At 37.9% G+C, this 21,716-nt stretch carries 18 protein-coding genes; 6 read left to right on the forward strand and 12 right to left on the reverse strand.

Translation table 11 applies throughout. From position 1 onward, the window contains the following. Positions 1 to 47 precede the first annotated feature (47 nt). Both glyQ and glyS read left to right on the forward strand, forming a co-directional pair. Positions 48 to 1,025, forward strand: coding sequence for a glycine--tRNA ligase subunit alpha (gene glyQ / locus CSB87_RS07535; protein ID WP_000085212.1), 978 nt, complete (start codon positions 48 to 50; stop codon positions 1,023 to 1,025). Then, the gene (glyS, locus tag CSB87_RS07540; protein WP_031953395.1) at positions 1,025 to 3,094 is read left to right on the forward strand and encodes a glycine--tRNA ligase subunit beta; all 2,070 of its coding nucleotides are present in this window, start codon (positions 1,025 to 1,027) and stop codon (positions 3,092 to 3,094) included. Before glyQ ends, glyS begins: the two co-directional genes overlap by 1 nt. 46 nt (positions 3,095 to 3,140) lie before the next feature. Here the strand turns inward: glyS and CSB87_RS07545 are convergent, their stop codons facing one another. The 3 genes from CSB87_RS07545 to CSB87_RS07555 all read right to left on the reverse strand — a co-directional run bounded on the left by CSB87_RS07545 (position 3,141) and on the right by CSB87_RS07555 (position 6,427). Then, positions 3,141 to 4,937, reverse strand: coding sequence for an AAA family ATPase (locus tag CSB87_RS07545; RefSeq protein WP_031953396.1), 1,797 nt, complete (start codon positions 4,935 to 4,937; stop codon positions 3,141 to 3,143). A 266-nt stretch (positions 4,938 to 5,203) separates the two neighbouring features. Continuing rightward, positions 5,204 to 5,488 (reverse strand): YciI family protein, encoded by a 285-nt coding sequence (locus tag CSB87_RS07550; protein ID WP_031953397.1) that lies wholly within the window; start codon positions 5,486 to 5,488, stop codon positions 5,204 to 5,206. Between the two features lie 36 nt (positions 5,489 to 5,524). Further along, the gene (locus CSB87_RS07555) at positions 5,525 to 6,427 is read right to left on the reverse strand and encodes a DMT family transporter (protein ID WP_031953398.1); all 903 of its coding nucleotides are present in this window, start codon (positions 6,425 to 6,427) and stop codon (positions 5,525 to 5,527) included. Between the two features lie 108 nt (positions 6,428 to 6,535). Here CSB87_RS07555 and CSB87_RS07560 point away from each other — a divergent pair, with 108 nt between their 5' ends. The 3 genes from CSB87_RS07560 to CSB87_RS07570 all read left to right on the forward strand — a co-directional run bounded on the left by CSB87_RS07560 (position 6,536) and on the right by CSB87_RS07570 (position 8,485). Further along, positions 6,536 to 7,402 carry a LysR family transcriptional regulator gene (locus CSB87_RS07560; protein ID WP_004884623.1) on the forward strand — a complete coding sequence of 289 codons (867 nt, stop codon included), beginning with the start codon at positions 6,536 to 6,538 and terminating at the stop codon, positions 7,400 to 7,402. Between the two features lie 145 nt (positions 7,403 to 7,547). Continuing rightward, positions 7,548 to 7,967: a hypothetical protein gene (locus CSB87_RS07565; protein WP_031953399.1), complete on the forward strand. Its 420-nt coding sequence runs from the start codon at positions 7,548 to 7,550 to the stop codon at positions 7,965 to 7,967. An 86-nt stretch (positions 7,968 to 8,053) separates the two neighbouring features. Then, on the forward strand, positions 8,054 to 8,485 hold the full coding sequence (locus tag CSB87_RS07570; protein ID WP_006580724.1) for a hypothetical protein: 432 nt from the start codon (positions 8,054 to 8,056) through the stop codon (positions 8,483 to 8,485). A gap of 100 nt (positions 8,486 to 8,585) precedes the next feature. On the opposite strand, the gene CSB87_RS07575 is transcribed toward CSB87_RS07570, so the two are convergent. Both CSB87_RS07575 and CSB87_RS07580 read right to left on the reverse strand, forming a co-directional pair. Further along, positions 8,586 to 9,917, reverse strand: coding sequence for a S8 family peptidase (locus CSB87_RS07575; RefSeq protein ID WP_006582579.1), 1,332 nt, complete (start codon positions 9,915 to 9,917; stop codon positions 8,586 to 8,588). 35 nt (positions 9,918 to 9,952) lie between these two features. Next, positions 9,953 to 10,261: a hypothetical protein gene (locus tag CSB87_RS07580; RefSeq protein WP_031944342.1), complete on the reverse strand. Its 309-nt coding sequence runs from the start codon at positions 10,259 to 10,261 to the stop codon at positions 9,953 to 9,955. Between the two features lie 583 nt (positions 10,262 to 10,844). Between CSB87_RS07580 and CSB87_RS07585 the strand changes: the two genes are divergently transcribed. Then, complete coding sequence (locus tag CSB87_RS07585; protein ID WP_031953400.1) at positions 10,845 to 11,579, forward strand: hypothetical protein; 735 nt, start codon at positions 10,845 to 10,847, stop codon at positions 11,577 to 11,579. 55 nt (positions 11,580 to 11,634) lie between these two features. Here the strand turns inward: CSB87_RS07585 and astE are convergent, their stop codons facing one another. The 7 genes from astE to CSB87_RS07620 all read right to left on the reverse strand — a co-directional run bounded on the left by astE (position 11,635) and on the right by CSB87_RS07620 (position 21,599). Continuing rightward, the gene (astE, locus tag CSB87_RS07590; protein WP_031953402.1) at positions 11,635 to 12,612 is read right to left on the reverse strand and encodes a succinylglutamate desuccinylase; all 978 of its coding nucleotides are present in this window, start codon (positions 12,610 to 12,612) and stop codon (positions 11,635 to 11,637) included. A gap of 12 nt (positions 12,613 to 12,624) precedes the next feature. Then, on the reverse strand, positions 12,625 to 13,968 hold the full coding sequence (gene astB, locus CSB87_RS07595; RefSeq protein ID WP_031953404.1) for an N-succinylarginine dihydrolase: 1,344 nt from the start codon (positions 13,966 to 13,968) through the stop codon (positions 12,625 to 12,627). A 17-nt stretch (positions 13,969 to 13,985) separates the two neighbouring features. Then, positions 13,986 to 15,455, reverse strand: a complete 1,470-nt coding sequence (gene astD, locus CSB87_RS07600; RefSeq protein ID WP_031953405.1) for a succinylglutamate-semialdehyde dehydrogenase — start codon at positions 15,453 to 15,455, stop codon at positions 13,986 to 13,988. Beyond that, positions 15,455 to 16,486: an arginine N-succinyltransferase gene (gene astA / locus CSB87_RS07605; protein ID WP_002052326.1), complete on the reverse strand. Its 1,032-nt coding sequence runs from the start codon at positions 16,484 to 16,486 to the stop codon at positions 15,455 to 15,457. The genes astD and astA overlap by 1 nt, the downstream gene beginning before the upstream one ends. Positions 16,487 to 16,504: 18 nt before the next feature. Beyond that, positions 16,505 to 17,719, reverse strand: a complete 1,215-nt coding sequence (locus CSB87_RS07610) for an aspartate aminotransferase family protein (protein WP_017392622.1) — start codon at positions 17,717 to 17,719, stop codon at positions 16,505 to 16,507. A 138-nt stretch (positions 17,720 to 17,857) separates the two neighbouring features. After that, entirely contained in the window at positions 17,858 to 19,129 is a 1,272-nt protein-coding gene (locus tag CSB87_RS07615) for a Glu/Leu/Phe/Val family dehydrogenase (protein ID WP_002048804.1), read from the reverse strand. 1,036 nt (positions 19,130 to 20,165) lie between these two features. After that, the gene (locus tag CSB87_RS07620) at positions 20,166 to 21,599 is read right to left on the reverse strand and encodes an amino acid permease (RefSeq protein WP_004711738.1); all 1,434 of its coding nucleotides are present in this window, start codon (positions 21,597 to 21,599) and stop codon (positions 20,166 to 20,168) included. Positions 21,600 to 21,716 lie beyond the last annotated feature (117 nt).

A 21,716-nucleotide genomic window follows, 5' to 3' on the forward strand; every position in this document is an offset into this window, starting at 1 on the left:
ATCCTTATACTTAGGGGCAATTTTTCTCATAAATTCGTGGATGCTACATGAGTCGCGCCATCTCGCACATTGATACATTTCAGGGCTTAATTCTTGCCCTACAAAACTATTGGGCCGAACAAGGCTGCGTCGTACTACAACCTTACGACATGGAAATGGGCGCTGGAACATTCCACACCGCAACATTCTTACGTGCTTTAGGGCCAGAGACTTGGAATGCGGCATACGTTCAACCTTCACGTCGTCCAAAAGATGGCCGCTACGGTGAAAACCCGAACCGTTTGCAACATTACTACCAATTCCAAGTGGTACTTAAGCCAAACCCAGACAACATCCAGCAGCTTTATCTTGATTCTTTAAAAGCAATCGGGATTGATACGCTTACTCACGACATTCGTTTCGTAGAAGACAACTGGGAATCTCCAACTCTTGGGGCTTGGGGCTTAGGTTGGGAAGTTTGGCTTAACGGTATGGAAGTAACTCAGTTCACTTACTTCCAACAAGTTGGTGGTGTTGAGTGTTATCCGGTAACAGGCGAAATCACTTACGGTTTAGAACGTCTTGCGATGTACCTACAGGGAGTTGATTCGGTATATGACCTTGTTTGGACGAAAGGCCAATTCGGTACTGTAACTTACGGCGACGTATTCCATCAAAATGAAGTTGAACAATCGACTTATAACTTTGAATACGCTCCAGTTGACAAACTATTTGAACTGTTTGATTTCTACGAGTCAGAAGCAAACCGTTTAATGGAAGCTAAACTTCCACTTCCAGCCTATGAGCAAGTTGTTAAAGCGTCTCATACGTTTAACTTGCTTGATGCACGTGGTGCAATTTCTGTGACTGAGCGTCAGCGTTACATTTTACGTGTACGTACTTTGGCGCGTGCTATAGCACAAAGTTATGTACAAGCACGTGCAGAACTTGGCTTCCCAATGGCAGAACCACACCTACGTGATGAAGTATTGGCACAGCTAAAAGCACAAGCTGAAAGTGAAGCAGCAAAGGCGGAGAAAAACTAATGAGCAAACATACTGTTTTATTCGAACTTGGCTGTGAAGAGCTTCCACCAAAAAGCTTAAAAACATTACGTGATGCACTACAAGCAGAAACTGTAAAAGGCTTAAATGAAGCAGGTTTAAACTTCGCATCTGTTGAAGCTTATGCTGCTCCACGTCGTTTAGCGCTTAAAATTGTAGATGTAGATGCTGCGCAAGCGGATACACAAAAACGTTTTGATGGTCCTGCTGTTCAAGCGGCTTACGATGCAGAAGCCAAACCGACTAAAGCGCTCGAAGGCTTTATGCGTGGTCAAGGTATTACTGTTGATCAGCTTTCTACTTTCCAAGCAGGTAAAGTTGAAAAAGTTTGCTATTTAAAAGATGTGAAAGGTCAAAGCCTTGACGCTTTACTTCCACAGATTTTACAAACTGCATTAGACAATTTACCAATTGCTAAGCGCATGCGTTCTGCTGCAAGCCGTACCGAATTTGTACGTCCAGTGAAATGGGTTCTCTTACTCAAAGACGACCAAATTGTTGACGCGACTATTCAAGATCATAAAGCTGGCAATGTGACTTATGGTCACCGTTTCCATGCACCTGAAGCTGTAACTTTAGCGCATGCAAATGATTACTTAGAGGCTTTAGAAAAAGCTTACGTCGTTGCGAACTTTGAAAAGCGTCAGGCAACCATTCAAGAACAAGTGAAAAAGTTAGCTGATGAAGTTAACGCGACTGCGATTGTTCCAGCAGACTTACTTGATGAAGTAACAAGTCTTGTTGAATGGCCTGTAGCTTTACGTGCAACTTTTGAAGAGCGCTATTTAGCTGTTCCTCAAGAAGCTCTTATTACGACAATGCAAGACAACCAGAAATATTTCTGTTTGATCAATGCGGAAGGTAAATTACAACCTTACTTCATTACTGTTTCAAACATTGAGTCTAAAGACCCGACTCAAATTATTGAAGGTAACGAAAAAGTTGTTCGTCCTCGTTTGTCTGATGCTGAATTCTTCTTCTTACAAGATCAAAAGCAACCACTTGCATCTCGTAAAGAAAAACTAGCAAACATGGTATTCCAAGCACAACTTGGTACGCTTTGGGACAAATCAACACGTATTGCAAAACTTGCTGTTGCATTATCTTCAATCACTGGTGCAAACCCAGCCGATGCTGAAAAAGCTGCATTACTTGCTAAATGCGACTTAACCTCTGAACTTGTAGGTGAATTCCCAGAACTTCAAGGTATTGCGGGTACTTACTACGCACGTATTGAAGGTGAAAACACTGAAGTTTCTGAAGCTTTAGGTGAGCAATATTTACCAAAATTTGCGGGTGATGTTTTACCAAAAACCAAAACAGGTACAACCATTGCCCTTGCCGACCGTTTAGATACGCTGGTTGGTATTTTCGGTATTGGACAAGCGCCAACAGGCTCTAAAGACCCGTTTGCTCTTCGTCGTTCAGCAATTGGTATCTTACGTTTAATCATTGAAAATGAATTAGATGTAACGATTGAAGAGCTAGTGAATCTTGCGCTTCAAGGCTATGGCGATATCGTTAAAGACCACGACAAGACTCGTGCTGATGCTGTTGCATTCTTGGAAGGTCGTTATCGTGCCAAGTACGAAGACCAAGGCGTTGCTGTTGATGTACTTCAAGCCGTTCAAGCACTTGCACCAAAATCTCCACTTGATTTTGACAAGCGCGTAAATGCTGTTAACCACTTCCGCACATTACCTGAAGCTGCTGCACTTGCTGCTGCAAATAAACGTGTTGCTAACATTCTTGCGAAAGAAGCAGCGCCAGAAGGTTCTGTAGTTGAAACAAACTTGGTTGAAGATGCTGAAAAAGCATTATTTGCTGAGCTTCAAGCAGTAACTCCTGTGGTTGAGCCATTACTTGCAGCAAAAGATTACACAGCTGCTCTTTCTAAGCTTGCAGCACTTCGCGCGCCGATTGATGCATTCTTTGATGGTGTAATGGTAATGGCAGATGATGCTGGCCTGAAGGCAAACCGTTTACGTTTATTGGCTCAGTTACGTAACTTGTTTACTGCTGTGGCTGATGTGAGTGTGTTGCAGGGTTAATATTCTTTATAAAAAAACCCGCTTTAAAGCGGGTTTTTTTATTTTATTAAGCTAAGAATTGTTCAATAATCGGAAAGACTAATTCTTCATATCTATCAAATACTGATGGATCTGTAATATTTTCACAAATATAATTACAGAATCCGTTTTTATCAAAATTTTTCTTAATTATAACACCTCCATAATCATCCACTGATTCACGGGATGGATAAAAATTTTCTGTAAACAATTCTTCTTTAAGCAGATTTTCTGAACCCTTTTTAATTTTAGTATTTTCAAAATTCATAGGAACTTTATCTTTGGCAATATAGCCTATTGTTTCTCTTGATATTTTTGTATCACAGTCATATAGAAATAATACTTTTCGGTTTATTGCATTTAAATTATGTTTTAGAAAATCAAAACCTTTATCCAAACTACTTTCACCACCAAATTTAACTTGACCACCTTCTTGAGTAACACCAATTTCATCTATTTCTATATTTTCTAACCATTCATTTTTCCCTTTTAGCTGAAAGGCTTTCTGCATAAATTTAATATCAGTTTTACCTTCAACAAGTATCAATGGTTTTTGTTGATCCTGAATTTTTTTATGCAGAGCTTCTTCAAATGTTATTGTTTCCTTATAAACATTAAAAGATTCTTCAAACTCACCAAATCGTTCAGAAGTAATATTCATACCGGATGGAAGATCAATTAACTGAATATTTTCTTTCCCAAATTCTTTTTCCATTCCTAAAACAAAAAGTGGTGCATGAGAAGTCATGATAAATTGTATTTTAGGAAATAACTTAATAAGCTTTGGTAAAATTTCACTTTGATGTTTAGTATGCAAATGCGTGTCTATTTCATCAACAACAACTATTCCCTCAATATTCTCTAAACGAATACTATTATTTAGATCTTTATAGTCAGCATGTCTAATTATTGTAATGAACAAATTAAGTAAGACTAATTGACCTGTCGAAAGCTGTTCTAAGGTTGGCACAATCACTCTTCCTTTACTATGCAAAGATAATCGAGATTGAGCATCATTTCGCCATCCAGTTTTTAAATATAATTCATCATTATCTAGAATTGTTTTAAATATTTTATTGATATTTCTATATGAGTTATTGATTGCATGCTTATTTTGTATTACAAAATCTTTTTCTTCTTGACTCGCTAAATAATCTAGTTCGGCAGGTAAAATTGCAGAATCCAATACTACATCTAACATCCACTGGATATTTCTTTGGAAAGTATCTACACACATGATTTCTTTACCCAAATCACCTGCAAATTTACCTTCAATATTAAATATTTCTTGTGTTAGAGCATTTAAATTTAACCAATGTGGAATTATTTTTCTAAAACTTGGAAAAAAATTAATCGTATTCGAAAAAATTTTATCAATATTTTCTTTAGTGGCTAAAATTTTCTTATCATTATTATTATCACTATTGATATTATTGATTTTATTTCCATATAAATTTAATAATCCCTGTGCAGAATCTATATTACCAATTTTTTCGCAATAATGTATTTCTTGACCTTCCTGATCATTAAAAAATCTCAAATAAGCAGCCCCACTTTGACTATCAGTGGTTGTATTAATATCCCTACCTGAAATAATTCTAAAATAAGGGGAGTCCATACCAGAAGATTTTACTACATCATTATATTGCTTTTTAGCCAGCTCATAAAAAGCGTCTACAATATAAGACAAAGTATATGTTTTACCAGACCCGTTTTTACCAATTAGAATTACTGGTTTAGGATTTAAATCCTCTTTAAGTTCTAGTTCTAAATCTAATTTTTCAATTGGCCCAATATTTCTAATATGAATATTTCGCAAGTACATTTTTTATCCAAATTTCACACTTAACTCCATACTATAAAAGTACCAGTTCCAACTCAAGATATTTTCTAAAAATTCATAATAAAGCTAAAGGTATATCTTTTTATAGCAGAATAATACTTAAAATTATAACTATTATTTAATAGTACTCATCCATTCACTATCACCAAAATTTTTACAATGATTTGTATTGTCTAATCTAAAAAATAATTATTAGCCACATAGTGATAGATAATTAAAAAGAATAAAAAGATCCCTTTATTTTTTAGTTAAACAAACGCTTTAATTTCTTCTAAACTTTTCGATGGCTCAAACCACATAAAATCATAATCGGCCACATCATGAATATAAAACGGATCATTTTTCATGATTTCTTCGGCTTCTTGAATCGAAGAACTTAAAACCAAAATCACCCCACCTACTCTATTTTCACGACGCCCTGATGCCAGAAATTTCTTTTGCTCATAGTAACGATCTAAAAATGCAATATGCTCTTTCAGTACAGCATCAACTTCGGCTAATGGTTTTTTATAGGTCAAGGTAACAACAATCATCTCATTCTCTTAAAGCAGGTAGCGCATTACATATGCTTATTCGATAGTACGCCTATTCCCCCAATTCATCCACACCAAACTCCCCACAATAATCACTCCACCTAGCAGCACCATCATTGATGGTTTTTCATTTATGAAAAGAACTGCCAAACTCATAGCGACAATCGGCGAACAATATAAAAAATTCGATGCAATCGTTAACGGCATATTTTTAAGTACATAACCCCAAAGTACATAAGCCATCGCACTTGGGAAAATACCTAATAGGACAACTGACATATTGGCTTGCCAAGTAGCATGTAAAATTTCACTAGGTAAATGAGCACTATAAAATAATAAAGGAATGGTACCGAACCAAATGATGTAGCACATCATGCTCAAAGCATCATAATTTAAAGCAAATTTTTTATATAAATTAAAGTACAGCCCCCATGCAATTGCAGCTAAAACAATCAACAAACTATAAGGGCTCGGCACACCAAAACCATGATCTCCACTAACCACCAACACAGCGCCGCAAAGTCCCAGCAAAATACACAACCACTGTTTAAAACTGATTTTTTCTTTAAAAAGCAAAGCTGAAATAATAAAAGTGAATAGTGGAATGGATTGGCTCAAAATACTAGATGCAACCGCAGTCACATATTGCTGCCCTGTATTTATAAGCAAATGATGCAACGTTACAGAAAAAAATCCTAACACCCCAAGTGCAGGAACATCTTTCCACTTTAAAGGCTGAATTCCTTTTTTCATGACCAAAAGCAGTAAAAAAACTGATGCAATTAAAAAGCGGAGCAAAGCTATATGCTGCGGTGTATATGAATGCAAGGCACTATGTACACCAATAGGTGAATAGCCCCAACAAAAGACAGTAATAGCAATACATAAGTAAAGCTTAAAAGCTGGAGGCTGGGTTTCCGCAGCAAGAGAAATTGCCATATTAAATCTGCACTAATGAAATGGAACTCTTTCATCATATGCACATAGATAGTTGAATAAAATTAACTTATATTGAGTCAAATATTCATTAAAAGTGAATGATTAAATATGGATATTACCCAGTTAAAAATGTTTCAGACCGTGGTTGAATGCGGGACCATGGTTAAAGCATCACTACAACTACATTGCGTACCCTCCAATATCACTACACGCATTAAGCAGCTTGAAGAAGAACTCGGCGCACCATTGTTTTATCGTGAAGGGAAAGCTTTAAAACTCACCCCATCAGGAGAAATCTTCCTTAGCTATTGCCATAAAATTTTAGCGCTATGCGATGAAGCGAAACGAAGTGTTCACCCTGATGCCCCACCTTCTGGCCCATTGAAAATTGGAGCAATTGAATCTTCTGCTACAACTCGCCTGCCCAATTTACTTGCAAAATATCATCAACGTTTTCCAGAAGTTTCCATTCAAATTATTACTGGCACGTGGAAACAGTTATTGGTTGATATTTCTCAGCACAAACTTGATGGTGCAATTGTCGCAGGTAATATTGAGTTTCCAATGCTGAATAAACTCAGTATTTACCAAGAAGACATGGTCTTGATTGCATCTCACTCTTTGGGTGAAATTCATTGCCAAGAAGATCTGATTGGTAAAGAAATTTTTATGTGGACTGAAGGCTGCCCTTACCGTGCAGCTTTAGAAGAATGGCTTAAACTCAAGAATATTTCACTTCCCATCACCAGCATTACCAGTTATGCCACGATTATTGGTTGTGTGAGTGCAGGTTCTGGTGTGGCGTTAGTGCCTAAGAGTATTTATGAACAATATAAAAATTTAGCGCATATTCAAAGCTATAAGTTTGAACATCTTGCCTTTATGCAAAATCACTTTTTCTGGCATAAAAACGTGAGCAACCATAAAGCAAGAGATACGTTTATAGAACTTATTAAGTCTGAATTTTATTTATAAGTCTCAGAAGAGTAAGTCAATTGCTGTTAAATGATGAATTCTCGTAATTAAATCGTATGGGTTTTATCACATGCCTGCACAAGATTTATTTTTAACAGTAAGATCAGCACTTCAACTTTTAAAGTAATTGGGGAGATTGATCCAAATGAAAACCTTACGAGTGTTATGCGTTGCAAGCCCTATACTGGCCTCATCAACCCTTTTTGCTGAAACAACACAGACACAACAAGTAAATGAAGTAGCACCTAAGACGCAACCTTATGGTGACAATCCAAGTTTAGGACGTGTCCTATTATATAAAACAGGAAAAGGCATACAAAATTTAGGAGATTCTATTCAAGGTGCTTCCGAAAACACTTCACAAAAAATTAGTGAAAAATGGCAAAGTACTAAAGAATTTACAGCTGAAAAAGCAGAGGTCGTTCAACAAAAAGCAGATACAGCGAAAGTGTTTACTGAACAGAAAATAGAACAAGCCAAACAAAATATTACTAGTAGCCGAAATGGCCAAAACATACCAATTGAACAAGGCGAGTTAAGCAAATCTAGCACGACGACCAATTAAGTTTGAGTTTGAATAGCGCGATCATTTCGCGCTTTTTAAAAAATATAGACATTTAAAAATACTACAAAGAGCGAGGAATGTGCCTTATGAATAGTCAAAAACTTCTCTTTTCAACACTCTGCTGTGTAGCACTAACTGCTTGTGCAACCACAAAATCCGTTTCTTCTTATTCTCAGGCACAAGTTTTAGAACAAGATACTAATATTGAAGCTTATCCCACCACGACAGGTAATGTAGCCAAACTCATTAAACACGATAAACAAGCTTGTATGATTGAATTTACGGGTTATTTAGGTGGTGGCCAAGTTACTGAGCACTGGATTTTTAACAATAAAGGGTTAATTTCAGCTCAATCATTTACGGAGCAATATCCAGATTCTTCTGGCATATTAAGTCAAGCCATCAACTCAACAACGAAAAGTTCAACCACTTTTAATATCCAAGATCCCGCAATTCAAAATAATTTTAAAAAGCTACAGAGCAATTTTAGTAAAGCCAATTTAGCGAAGTGTGGTTAAAAAACTCCCATAAAAAAAACTCGTTGCAGAAGTAATCTTTTGCAACGAGCCCTAGCCATTTAAATTTCTTGGACCTAATAAGAAATTATAAATGTGCTATTTAGTTAACGGTTAAACCATTGGTTGCCGCCAGTAAATCAATACGTGGGAAAACCAAACCTGTTCTTGAATCTGTAATAGGTTTACCCGTGGTTTTTAAACGATTAATGGTCTGATCAATAGTTTCAGTTGGTGTAACACTGTTTGCTCTTAATAACGCAATTGCGCCAGCCACATGTGGCGTGGCTTGAGAAGTACCTCCCATAGTATAACCACCCGCAGTAATCATTGCCCCTGGTGCCAATAAAGTCACAAGACTGCCCCCGTTACTAAAACATGCCACCTTGTCCGCTGCCGTGGTTGGGTCAGAACATTTCACTGGGTTCCCCCATGAAACACCACCAATATTACTATCATATACAGCACCTACTCTTACCGCTCCAGCAACACAAGCAGGTGAAGAAATACCATCAGGAAATGCATCGTTACCTGATGCAACTACTGGTACTACCCCAGCAGCTCGCGCATTTGCGAACGCCGTTGCATAACTACTATTACTACATTCAGATTTGTATTTAACACCAGGAATACCAAGACTTAAATTGATTGCTTTAATATTGTATGTTTTAGCGTTATTTACTGCCCAGTTAATCCCTGCAAGGATATCGCTATCATAGGCTGAACCTGACCGAAAAACGTCTATTCCAATAATTTTTGTTTTGGTGGCAACTTTAGACACAATCGCTGAAACATTACTACCATGACCATTATCGTCAAGTGAGCCATCATCTGGGGCACTATCAAATGCATAAACGACACGGCACGTACTTGAAGGTGAATTAACTGCTGTACAACCAAAATCCGAATGTAAGTAATTTACCCCCGTATCAAGCACAGCCACACTAGAGCCGGTTCCATTAAAACCTTTGGTATTAGCTTGAGGCTGGTTAATTAAAGGCAAACTTTCCATGGTTGTCGCCTGATTAATCCGGTTTGGATATACAGCCTTAACGTTCGGATCATTAAGCAAATCAACCAAAGCTTCTTTATTACTAATTCGGTAAAAAGCTATAGGTAAATTATTGTAGTCCCGAAGTACTTGTACCCCTACACCACGATTAAACCTTGACTGGATATTCTTTTTATTTGCAGCAATATAATTTCGTCGCTCCAAACCTGTAGCCACACTTTCCGAAGGAATATTGTATTCAACAATAAGATCATTAGACTCATTGGTAACCAAAGCATCTAAGTTAATTTTACCCTGAAATACTTTTTGTTTTGCTGCTTGATTTAACTGCTGTTTGGCACCTTTAGCGTCCAAAGGAACAGCGGATGCAGTTGTACTTAAGATCGTACATAGACCTAATAGAAATAACGTTTTACTTTGCATTATTTTTCTCCGTAGTTTTTCAACTAACAATTTACTTATTTCGCTTTTATTTCATTTGCTGGATCTTTTTCTGGATCAATCGGTTGAATCGAAGGATCACTTTTTGTGTCATAAAAAGGAACAGTATCTTCTGATACGGGTTTGGGTTGAGTTGAATTTAAAGATAAGTTTTTAGGTTGAGCAGGCTCCTTAAGTTTAGAAAGTAAAGATGAAGTGTCTGGTTGTGATGAATTCGACTTGTTTAAAGCAGAATTGAACACCTCAGATGCACCGTTTGTTGGCTTAAAATAGAGAACAACGGCGACTAAGCCGACCAATATGAAAAGGGAAGCAATAATTTTCATCATTTAAGATCTCTGTTATTTTGTTTATAGACATCTATATTTATTTTTGATTATTCGAAATAAAGTGCTATTTCTTAAGATATATTTCATGTGAAATTTCTATTTCATAAAATATATAAACATGAGAAAAGCAAAATCATCTTTTCCCGAATAAGCAAAAATACAGTTCTGCCCTTTACGTTTATATTTCTGGCAGAATATGGTTCAAAAAAGCGCCAAAAAGCACCTTATTCTCATAATAAGCAATAACTATGCCGTTATCTCGAATAAAAAATGAAAAAAGAATCATCTTTATAGATATAGAAAAATGGTCATGTTAAATATTTTTGGGTATTTTTATTTTAGAAAAGAAAAAGACGAAAAGTTTTTTGCTCGTTTTTAAATCATAAAATATCGGTATCTATTTCACTTTATTATTAATATTTTCTTTTCTCCACAATTTCTCCCTAATGTGTTGAATGACTGTAATGCTGTTGTAACGTTTTGATTAAGGTGATTCCCAAGCGAATCAAGCCTTAGATATGATGCGATTGCGTTTATGAAATACCTCACTAAAAGGGTATATTCTTTGAAGGATATCGCAATGAAAATGATGAAAACAGCTATCGTGACTGCAAGCGTTCTTGCCTCTGCTTCTATTTTTGCACAAAGTGCGGGCATTAATGCAGACGCTTCTGCTCAAGTAAATGTACAACCGGGTGGACTTGTTAGTGGCGTAACAAATACAGTTAAAAATACTGCACATACTGTAGGTAGCACTGCAAAACATGCTGGTCATGTAGCTGCTAACACTACGGTTAAAGCAACTAAAAAAACAACAGGAAAAGTAGCTGAACTTTCTTCTGATGCTGTAACAGGCACTAAACATTTTGCTACTGAAGCAGCAACAGGCACAAAAAATTTAGCGACTAAAGCTGCAACAGGTACTAAAAACTTAGCAGTTGAAGCTAAAGCTGATACAAAAGCACATCTTGATGCAGTAAAAACCAAAGTTGCTGAAAAACAGGCTGAACAAAAAGAATTTAGCGCTGAAAAACAAGCTGATGCTCAAGCACGTGTAGATGCAGTTAAAGCTCGCGTAACTCAAAATCAAGCAGAGCAAAAAGAATTTGTTGCGGGTACTAAAGCTGATGCTCAAGCACAATTAAATGCAGCTCAACCAGCTCATGCAATCAACGCTCAAACAGGCGTAAATGTTGGTGTTAATGTTGCTCCAGTTGGAATCAGTGCAAATGCAAACGTAAATGCAGGGGCTCAAGGCTCTACACAAAAAACTGAAAAGAAATCTTTCGTAAAAGGCCTTTTTGGCACTAACTAATTAAAGTTAGCAATAAAAAAGGGCGACTCATCGCCCTTTTTTATTTATCTAAAAATTATGAGTGTGTTTCGGTTAAAACCAAACCTGCACGTAAACCAATCTTCACATTTGGGTTTGGAAATAAAATCCAGACCTGATCTTGTTCAACTACATAGTTACCAGAAGGCTGTATCGCAATGATTTCGCCTTTGGTAAATGTTGAAAAGTTCGGAGCCTCAGCCGATAAGTTCATTTGGAAATCCTCATCTTTTTTAATTAAAGAATCAGACACCTGAAACACTCGAATTTTTGTTTTATTTCTTAACGGTAAAGCTTGTTCAGAAACGACATTGCGAATAACTTCATCAATTGCGGCAAACTGGCTCAAGTCATTTTGTCCAAATGGCAAAGCTTTGCCTAACTCCAAAGTTGCACTCGCAGCTTTAAAGCTTTCACTTGTAAAATGTGTAAATGTTTTACCCGCAGCCCTGTGATAAACCAAAGCATCTAAGTCAGCAGCTTCAAGGCTTGCTGTCAAATCAGCATCATAGTCATGCGTTTGATAAGGTAATAGAGCAAAGGTTGGTAATAATGAAGCACGAATTGCTGTATGTAAATCATAGTGATAGCGCCTAGCATTACTTGCACTTTCTTTAAAGAAAGTAGCAACTGCCTGCTCTAAAACCTCAGCTCGCTTAGACTCTTCTGTTACAGGTAAATTTTTATACCCACCACAGAACATACGGTTTACATCATCATACACATAACGCTTGCCTTGACGCATCGCATAGGGATTACCCAATACAAGCAATAATCTCACCGCAAGCTTTAAACGCCCGGCAAATAAATCGGTGCAAAGATGAGATAGCAATTCAATTGGTGCCGTTTCATTCCCATGTACTCCAGCTGACAGTACGACAGCTTTGTCGTACTGCTTATGTGGTGTACATTCAAGAAGCCCCTCACCTAACCAACGCCAAGAAAAATTATCTTGTTTTCCCTCGCGCGTTGCAGGCAGCTCACCTTGTAAGGTTAATGCTAGAAAATCTTGCATGTCACCTCCTCATTATTTTTGGAAAGGATAAACCGAACCTAAACCTAAAATTTTAGTCAGTTCATCAAGCGCCATACGGCTTTCCATGAGTAAATGCGGATCTGCCAAATCTTCTTGTGCTAAACGATCGCGATAGTGTTTATCTACCCACTGGTTGAGTGTGCTAAACAATTGATCATTCATAAGAACTTTTGGATTTACGGCATTTAATTCGGTTTCATTTAATGCCACACGTAAACGCAAACAAGCCGGACCACCACCGTTACGCATACTTTCACGTAGGTCATACACTTGAATTGCATCAATTGGTGTACCCATTTGAATCATATCGTTCAAATAGCTCCATACCGCAGCATTTTGGCGAGACTCTTCTGGTACAACAATGGTCATGCCGCCATCTGGACGAGTCAAAATCTGGCTATTAAACAAATAAGTAGCAACAGCATCGTCTACAGTAACGCGGTTTTCAGGCACTTCAATCGAAATAAAGTCTTCACCGATGCTTGCCATCTTTTGACGAATTTCAGCAAATGCCTGATCTTGATTTAAGAAAGCATGTTGATGGTGGAATAAAACCTGTTGGTTACTTACCGCAATCACATCGTTATGGAAAACACCCTGATCAATCACATCTGGATTTTGTTGAACAAAAACCGTATGTGCATCATCTAAACGGTGCAAACGCGCAATTGCTTCACTTGCCTCACGCGTCTGACGTGCTGGATAACGCTTTGGTCCCGGTAAACCATTATTTAAATGTTGCTGACCATAAACAAAGACCTGAACACCACGCTTAGCATAATCACCACCTAAACGATTGTGATTTGCTGCCCCTTCATCACCAAACAAAGCCACTTGTGGTAAAGCTTCATGGTGTACAAAGTGACGTTCATTTTTAAAGATGGCTTGTAAGACTTGGCTTGTAGTTTCAGCTTCAATTGAACGATGAAATTTATTGTTCAGGTTCGCTGCAGTAAAATGCACGCGCTCATCTTGGCTATCAGCCGAAGGTGAAACAGTTGCAGCATTTGCAGTCCACATTGGAGAAGCTGAACTTAAAGATGACAATAGTTCTGGTGAATAGCGCATTGCTTGAGCAACAACACTAATGTCATCTCCAGTAAAACCTAAACGGCGTAGCATTGGAACATGTGGGCGTTCATGCGGAGCAAGTACACCTTGTTTCATTCCCATATCAGCCAAGGCTTTCATTTTTAATAAGCCTTGTTTTGCTGCTAATTTTGGATTCGAGGTATTGTTACGGTTTTTGGTTGATGCTTCATTACCAAAAGACAAACCCGCATAGTGATGTGTTGGCCCCACTAAACCATCAAAATTTACTTCATATCCTTTCATTTTTTCTTTCCCTAGTGTTAAGGCAACACAATCCCTGGAGATAATTTTTCTGGCAACGTCAAGCTTTCACTTTCAAGTGAAGCCATTGGCCAAGCACAGTAGTCAGCAGCATAAAACGCACTTGCACGGTGGTTACCCGAAGCTCCAACACCACCAAATGGCGCAGCACTTGAAGCGCCTGTTAATGGTTTGTTCCAGTTCACAATACCGGCACGCGCTTCAATGAGTAAGTCATCAAATAGTTCACGTTTTGGAGAAACCAATCCAACAGACAAACCAAAACGAGTTGCATTGGCAATTTTTAATGCTTCATCAAAACTGTCATAACGTTGAATGGTGGTAAGCGGACCAAAATATTCTTCATCTGGAATACCCGCCACACCTGTTACATCAACAATACCTGGAGTAAGTAGCGAGCTGTCTTCTTGAGGACGCGTCATTAGCAATAAACTTTTGGCACCAAGCTCAAGTAACTTTTGCTGAGCATTCATCATGTTTGTCGCAGCAACTGATGAAATTACACCACCCATAAATGGTTGTTGCTCATCATTCCAACGGCCAACTTTCAGGTTTTTAGCAACCTCAATAAAACGTTGAATAAATGCATCACCTTCAGCGCCATTTTTTACCAAGATACGGCGTGCACACGTACAACGCTGACCTGCCGAAACAAAAGCAGATTGAATAGTGAGATTAACAACCGCATCAATATTTTCAATTTCATCAATAATCAATGCATTATTGCCGCCCATTTCAAGCGCAAGAATTTTCTCAGGCGCACCTGCCATTTGCTTATGCAAGTGGTAACCAGTGTTTGCACTTCCGGTAAACAATAAACCATCAATTTCATGAGAAGCAGCCAAGGCTTCACCAGTAGTACGGCCACCTTGAACTAAGTTCATTACACCATTTGGCAAACCTGCTTGTTGCCAAAGTTTTACAGTTTCTTCAGCAGTCCAAGGCGTTAATTCACTTGGTTTAAACACAACTGTGTTGCCAGCAAGCAAAGCAGGAACGATATGCCCATTTGGTAAATGGCCAGGGAAGTTATATGGGCCAAAAACAGCAAGTACACCATGTGGACGATGACGTAAAGATGCCACACCATCTGCCATTTCAGTTGAGCTTTCGCCAGTACGTTGATGATAAGCACGAATCGAAATCGCAACTTTGCCAATCATTGACTGAACTTCAGTTAACGTTTCCCAAAAAGGCTTACTGGTTTCTTGACTAATTACTTCAGCTAAATGTTTTTTATTTTCTTCAAGCAGCTTTGCAAACTTTTCTACAATTGCAACACGCTCTGCAAAAGCTAAACGTGCCCATGCAGGAAATGCTGTACGTGCGGCTTGGCAAGCTTTTTCAACATCTGCAGCTGTAGCTTCAGTACCTGACCATACAGTTTGGTTATCAACTGGGTTTGTTTTTACAAATGTTGTACCGCTGCCTTGTAACCAGACACCGTTTATAAATAAAGAGTTTGACATCAGGATACTTCCATAGGATTTAGTGATAACACACGAACAGCGTGCCCTTCTTGTACACCGAGTTTTTCAGCTTGTTCATGGTTTAAATTTAGAATGTTATCTACGAGATCAAGCTTCATTAACATAGCCCGATAGTCGTGATAGTTATCATTGGCAACAAGGTATTGTGTTTTACCCACAGTCGCTTCATTAGTAATTTTGACAGTTAAAAATTGGCTTTCTTTAACTGCACGCAACTCATCAATATTGGCTTCAATGGTTGGACCTGCATCAAAAATATCGACATATCCTTGATAACGTAAGCCTTCGGACTCAAGCACATGATAAGCAGGTAAAGTATGTGGATGCATTTTTCCAATCACTTCTTGTGCAGCCTTTGGTAAAAGGTCTACATAGACTGGAAAACGTGGCATAAGTTCCGCAATAAAAACTTTTTGGCCAATACCACTTAAATAGTCTGCAGTTGAGAAATCCATATTGAAAAAATGGTGCCCAATCGCATCCCAAAAAGGTGAACAACCATTTTCATCAGAAAAACCACGCATCTCGGCAATTAATTTTTTCTCAAAATATTGCTTAAATGCTGCGATAAACATAAAACGGATTTTTGATAAGAATTTACCGTTTTGGTTTTCACGACGTTCCGGATCTAAAAATAATGTGCAGAGCTCACTACTTCCCGTTCGATCATTACTTAAAAATAAAGTCGGTAATGCTTTATAGACATTTAATGCTTTTGAAGCGTGTACTTGTGTTCCCACATGAAAGTTATACCAAGGTTCGATTAAACCCACAGCAACTTCAATTGCACTCACCCCAATAACACGTTGAGCTTCTGTATCCTCAAGAACAAACAAATAACCCTGTTCGCTCTTATGAACATTACCATTTAAAGTATTGCGAGTACGTGAAATTCGAGCCGAAAGCGTATCCATATTTTGTGGCAAGGAAGTCAGGCCAACACCTGACTTACCTGCTAATTTATAAATATCTTCAAGGTCTCGAAACTCGGCATGACGGACAATCATCATGGCTAGCTTTCCTTTTTTTTATTTAGCCAACTTTGCCAAAGCTCTTTTTAAACGAGCTATCCCTTCATCAATATCTTGTTCAGGAATAATGAGTGAAGGTGTGAAACGAACTACGTTAGGCCCTGCGATCAAAGCAAGTAAACCTTCTTCACCTGCCCAAGTCGTAATATCTTTTGCTTTACCTGCATATTCAGCTTTTAATACGCAACCAATCAATAAACCTTGACCACGAATTTCATCAAAAACTTGATATTCAGCATTTAACGTATTTAATGCATCAAGGAAATATTGATGACGGTGTTTTACACCTTCAAGTACTTCTGGTGTATTAATAAACTCAAAGACTGCGCCTGCAACTGCACTTGCCAGCGGGTTACCGCCATACGTCGTGCCGTGTGTACCCACTGAAAAATGCGGCGCAAATTTATCAGTTGTTAACATTGCACCGACAGGGAAACCACCGCCCAGCGCTTTTGCAGTAGTGAGCACATCCGGTGTAACACCGTAGTTCATGTAGGCATAAAGTGCACCTGTACGGCCGACACCTGTTTGCACTTCATCAAAAATAAGTAAGGCACCAAACTGATCACACAGTGCACGTAAACCTTTTAAAAATTCGATATCAGCAGGAATTACCCCACCCTCACCTTGTACAGGCTCTACAATTACTGCACAGGTTTGCTCATTAATAACTGCTTTAGCTGCTTCTAAATCATTATAAGCAACATGGCTAATGCCGTTTGGAAGTGGTGCAAAGTCTTGTGAATATTTTGGCTGACCACCAGCCGAAACGGTAAATAAAGTACGGCCGTGGAACGCGTTGTTAAATGCCACAATACCGCTTTTACCTGCGATACCGCTGTCAAGTCCAACTTTACGAGCAAGCTTTAATGCTGCTTCATTTGCTTCTGCACCTGAGTTACAGAAGAATACTTTGTCTGCAAATGTATTTTCAGTGAGTTGTTTAGCAAGACGCAGTACTGGTTCATTGGTATAACCATTGCCGACATGCCAAAGTTTTTTTGCTTGTTCTGTTAACGCATTGACTGCCACTGGATGCGCATGACCTAATGCATTTACTGCAATCCCGCCTGCAAAATCGATATATTCTTTATTTTCTTGATCCCAGATACGTGAACCTTCACCACGTACCGGAATGAAATTTGCCGGTGCAAATACTGGAACCATCCAGTCATTAAAGTTGCTTCGAGTTACAGAAATTGGCTGTTCCATGCTTACCTCAGTATCTATTTAATTTATTTAATCTGTCTTACTGTCTTTAATTCATTTAGAAAAAGGGACTGAACAAATAACCCTATACATCCTTTATATTTGCTCAGCCCACTTTTCCTAAAAGGTAATTTCCTCAGATTAGCCTGGGAAAATACCGCGTTCTTTACGAGCCTTTAAGATACGCTCACAAGCCAAGATGTAAGCTGCTGTACGTAAAGTACAAGCATTCTTATTCGCTGTATTCCAAACGTCATCCATTGCTTGAACCATCAACTTGTCTAAACGTTCGTTGATTTCTTCTTCGCTCCAGAAATAGCTCGCCATGTCTTGAACCCATTCGAAGTAACTTACAGTTACACCGCCGGCGTTACATACAACGTCAGGAACAACAACAATGCCACGCTCAACCAATACATCTTCAGCTTTAGGATAAGTCGGGCCGTTCGCGCCTTCTAAAATCAACTTAGCTTTAAGTTTTTCAGCACGCTCAACTGTGATTTGGCCTTCTAATGCAGCAGGAATAATGATGTCTACTTCAGCAGTCCAGAAATCTTCATCTGCAATTGATTGTGCACCAGCAAAACCGCCAACACCTTGGTTTGCGTTTACGTGCTCACGTAATGCAACAAGATCAATACCGTCAGCATTGAAAATTGTGCCAGTGTGGTCTTGAACGTGAGTGATTTTTGCTTTTGATTCAACAAATAAGAAAGCAGCTTCACTACCTACGTTACCAAAGCCTTGAACAGCAACTTTCGCGCCTTCAATTGGTAAGTTGATTTTTGCAGCAACTTCACGGCCAGTAACGAATACACCACGACCAGTCGCTTTAACACGTCCTAAAGAACCCCCTAAGTGAACTGGTTTACCAGTTACAACACCAGTCACTGTGTGACCTTGGCTAGTAGAATAAGTATCCATCATCCAACCCATGATATTGGCATTTGTACCAACGTCTGGAGCAGGAATGTCTTTTTGAGGTCCGATAATGTGACCAATTTCAGTCGTATAACGGCGAGTTAAACGCTCTAATTCACGAGTAGATAATTTACGTGGGTCAACACGGATACCACCTTTTGCACCACCAAATGGCAAGTTCAAAACAGCAGTTTTAATTGTCATCCATGCAGACAACGCCATCACTTCATTTAAATCAACATTTGGATGGTAACGAACACCACCTTTACCAGGACCGCGAGACAAGTTGTGTTGTACACGGTAGCCTTCAAAGTGCTGGATTGAACCGTCATCCATTACGATTGGTACATCAACAATAAGAGCACGCTTAGGACGCTTTAAAGTATCGATATAATCAGCTAAGTGTTCTAGATATGGCGCTACACGGTCAATTTGTGCCAAGTAAGTTTGCCATGCATCGCTATGTTCGTTTACGTATGAAAGATCTGACATCTTTTTTCCTATATACCTACATAGACTCAGATGTGATAAATCCGTAGTCTTTATTATTCAGCAACCAAAACCTTGCAATAACAATGTTTTGATTTATTTATAAAATCTTCCGCTCTTCTAAAGCTTCAGACCTTTTAAATTCCATCTTGTGATATCAAAAGTAAGATTTACTTTTATATATCGATATCTTTTACAATCTTTCTCTTGCTCATCTGCTGTTTATAAAAAATGTCTTTATAAAAGCAAAAGTTCCACCGCAATCAACTCAAAAAAGTCGATTGGAAATAAGTGCAAAAGAGGTGACATAACCGTTTGGGAGTTAAAAAGAACTAGGGTTCATAAAACAAAAAACCATAAGTCCATGAAATTATTTTTGACTAATCGATAGATCCCTCCATTAGTCTTTTTAAATAAAAATTGTTCAATAATACTGCAAGCTTCACATCACTACTCAAGCTGATTAATCGCGCTTTCATATAGACATAAAATCTTTAAGTAAATATAGCACAGAGCAAGATAATTTAGAACATTTTAAAATAAACAAGCAGAGAAAAAATAATCAATTTCCCCGAAATTTTATAATAAAAAAGTAACAAAGCCTAAAAAAAGCCTCAGCCATAATAATTTTATTTTATGGAAATTAAAAAAATATTAAAATTAAAAATGGTTAAAAAATTACCATTTAATAACAATAACTTAATTAACAAAAAATTTCAAAAATCCTTCAATTTTTTTAGAAAATTTCATAATATTTTTTTGTACAGTCTTATTTAAAATAAAAAATAGAAATATAAAAATTACACAACTATTAAATAATCATGTTAAACATATACTTATTTAAAGACTTATAATAATTAGCTATTAATAACATTCCGATAAATGGTTAATTTATGAATCATTATTTGAATTTATTATTAAAATAAAAAAAACATTTTTAAAAAAAATATATAAAAGTACTCTTCTATGCACAATTTATAGACATAAAAAAAGGTCCCATGAGGGACCTCTTATCAACCAAATTAAGCAATAAATAGGCTTAGTTTGGAGCACTCTCTTTCTTACGATAAAAGACAAAATAGCTGATATAACACAGTAAGATAAAGATAATACAGCAGATAAATCCAACCTGCATAGATGGATCAAACACCATACTGATACAAGTAACTATACAAAATAGCCCACCTACAATTGGAGTAAGAGGGAAAAGCGGAGCAGCAAAACGTAAATCTTTTGCTGTCTTTCCTGACTTATACCATTGTCTACGGAAGTTAAATTGTGAAATACAAATGGCAATCCAAACAACAACCATTGTAAAGGCAGCAACACCTAACAAATTTTTGAAAATTGTTTCTGGTGCAAACTGTTCTGAAAGCAACCCAGGAATAGCACCAAACATCGTCACAATAATGGCAACAATAGGTGTGCCAGATGGTGTAAGTTTAGCGAAAATTTTAGGTAATTGATTTTTTGCTGAAAGCGACCACATCATTCGTGATGCAGCAAATAAACCAGAATTGGCAGCTGAAAGCAGCGCCGTAATAATTACGAAGCGGATAATGTCTTCTGCATACGGAATACCAATATAATTAAATACTGTCACAAATGGACTACTGCTCACATCATTTGCATTAAGACCAGCAAGATGAAATGGAAGCAAAGAACAAATGACAACAATTGTTCCCACAAAGAATATGAGCAAACGCCAAATCGCTGCATTAATTGCCTTAGGTACAGTCTTTGCCGGTTCCTCTGCCTCACCTGCAGCAACTCCAATAAGCTCAGTACCAGAGAAGGCAAAGTTTACAATGAGCATGGTTGTGAAAATTGGGAATAAACCGTGCGGGAACCAACCTTGAGCCGTTAAATTGCTGAATAAAGGCGCTGTTTCATGTCCGTGATAAGGAATAAAACCAAAAATTGCCAATAAACCCAAAGTAATAAATACAATAATTGTTATAACTTTAATCAGAGCAAGCCAGAACTCAGATTCGGCAAATAAACGCGTTGAACTAATATTAAGGAAAAAGACAAGACCACCAAAAAACAAAGTCCACGCCCAAACAGAAGTAGATGGAAACCATTCCTTAACCAGCAAAGCTGCGGCAGTAAATTCAGTTCCTAAAGTGGCAGTCCAAGTCAACCAATATAGCCAGGTAATCATATAACCTGTGCCTGGACCAATATAGCGTCGTGCGTATTCACCGAAAGAGCCCGATTCAGGCACATGAACCGCTAGCTCACCAAGACAGAGCATAACGGTGTAGGCAATCAAACCGCCCAAGAAATAAGAGATAATTGCGCCAATTGGGCCAGCTTGAGCAATTACGTCGCCAGACCCTAAAAAAAGACCTGTACCTATGGCACCGCCAAGGGAGATCATCACCAAATGTCGAGTACTCATTGCTCGTTTCAAAGGTGCAGAACTTCCATGTTGCGATGCATCATTATTCCGATAATTTAATGATTGCATATAAAAAACTGTAACGACAATTTAGTAAAAAATCATTTTAGGAGAAAAAAATAAATATGCAATTATCTTGGAATAGTGAAGCTATTTTAAACACCCCTTCTCAGCACAAATAAAATT

The sequence above is a fragment of the Acinetobacter sp. AR_0276 genome (assembly GCF_003000705.1).
Classification (GTDB): domain Bacteria; phylum Pseudomonadota; class Gammaproteobacteria; order Pseudomonadales; family Moraxellaceae; genus Acinetobacter; species Acinetobacter nosocomialis.

Excerpts from the sequence above, each read along its gene's own strand:
- CSB87_RS07610 (WP_017392622.1), bottom strand. The coding sequence starts at position 17,719 with ATGGAACAGCCAATTTCTGTAACTCGAAGCAACTTTAATGACTGGATG.
- astE (WP_031953402.1), bottom strand. The coding sequence starts at position 12,612 with ATGCAAGATTTTCTAGCATTAACCTTACAAGGTGAGCTGCCTGCAACG.
- astA (WP_002052326.1), bottom strand. The coding sequence starts at position 16,486 with ATGATGATTGTCCGTCATGCCGAGTTTCGAGACCTTGAAGATATTTAT.
- CSB87_RS07545 (WP_031953396.1), bottom strand. The coding sequence starts at position 4,937 with ATGTACTTGCGAAATATTCATATTAGAAATATTGGGCCAATTGAAAAA.
- glyS (WP_031953395.1), top strand. The coding sequence starts at position 1,025 with ATGAGCAAACATACTGTTTTATTCGAACTTGGCTGTGAAGAGCTTCCA.
- astD (WP_031953405.1), bottom strand. The coding sequence starts at position 15,455 with ATGTCAAACTCTTTATTTATAAACGGTGTCTGGTTACAAGGCAGCGGT.
- CSB87_RS07575 (WP_006582579.1), bottom strand. The coding sequence starts at position 9,917 with ATGCAAAGTAAAACGTTATTTCTATTAGGTCTATGTACGATCTTAAGT.
- astB (WP_031953404.1), bottom strand. The coding sequence starts at position 13,968 with ATGAAAGGATATGAAGTAAATTTTGATGGTTTAGTGGGGCCAACACAT.
- CSB87_RS07580 (WP_031944342.1), bottom strand. The coding sequence starts at position 10,261 with ATGAAAATTATTGCTTCCCTTTTCATATTGGTCGGCTTAGTCGCCGTT.
- CSB87_RS07570 (WP_006580724.1), top strand. The coding sequence starts at position 8,054 with ATGAATAGTCAAAAACTTCTCTTTTCAACACTCTGCTGTGTAGCACTA.
- CSB87_RS07585 (WP_031953400.1), top strand. The coding sequence starts at position 10,845 with ATGAAAATGATGAAAACAGCTATCGTGACTGCAAGCGTTCTTGCCTCT.
- glyQ (WP_000085212.1), top strand. The coding sequence starts at position 48 with ATGAGTCGCGCCATCTCGCACATTGATACATTTCAGGGCTTAATTCTT.
- CSB87_RS07620 (WP_004711738.1), bottom strand. The coding sequence starts at position 21,599 with ATGCAATCATTAAATTATCGGAATAATGATGCATCGCAACATGGAAGT.
- CSB87_RS07615 (WP_002048804.1), bottom strand. The coding sequence starts at position 19,129 with ATGTCAGATCTTTCATACGTAAACGAACATAGCGATGCATGGCAAACT.
- CSB87_RS07560 (WP_004884623.1), top strand. The coding sequence starts at position 6,536 with ATGGATATTACCCAGTTAAAAATGTTTCAGACCGTGGTTGAATGCGGG.
- CSB87_RS07555 (WP_031953398.1), bottom strand. The coding sequence starts at position 6,427 with ATGGCAATTTCTCTTGCTGCGGAAACCCAGCCTCCAGCTTTTAAGCTT.
- CSB87_RS07565 (WP_031953399.1), top strand. The coding sequence starts at position 7,548 with ATGAAAACCTTACGAGTGTTATGCGTTGCAAGCCCTATACTGGCCTCA.
- CSB87_RS07550 (WP_031953397.1), bottom strand. The coding sequence starts at position 5,488 with ATGATTGTTGTTACCTTGACCTATAAAAAACCATTAGCCGAAGTTGAT.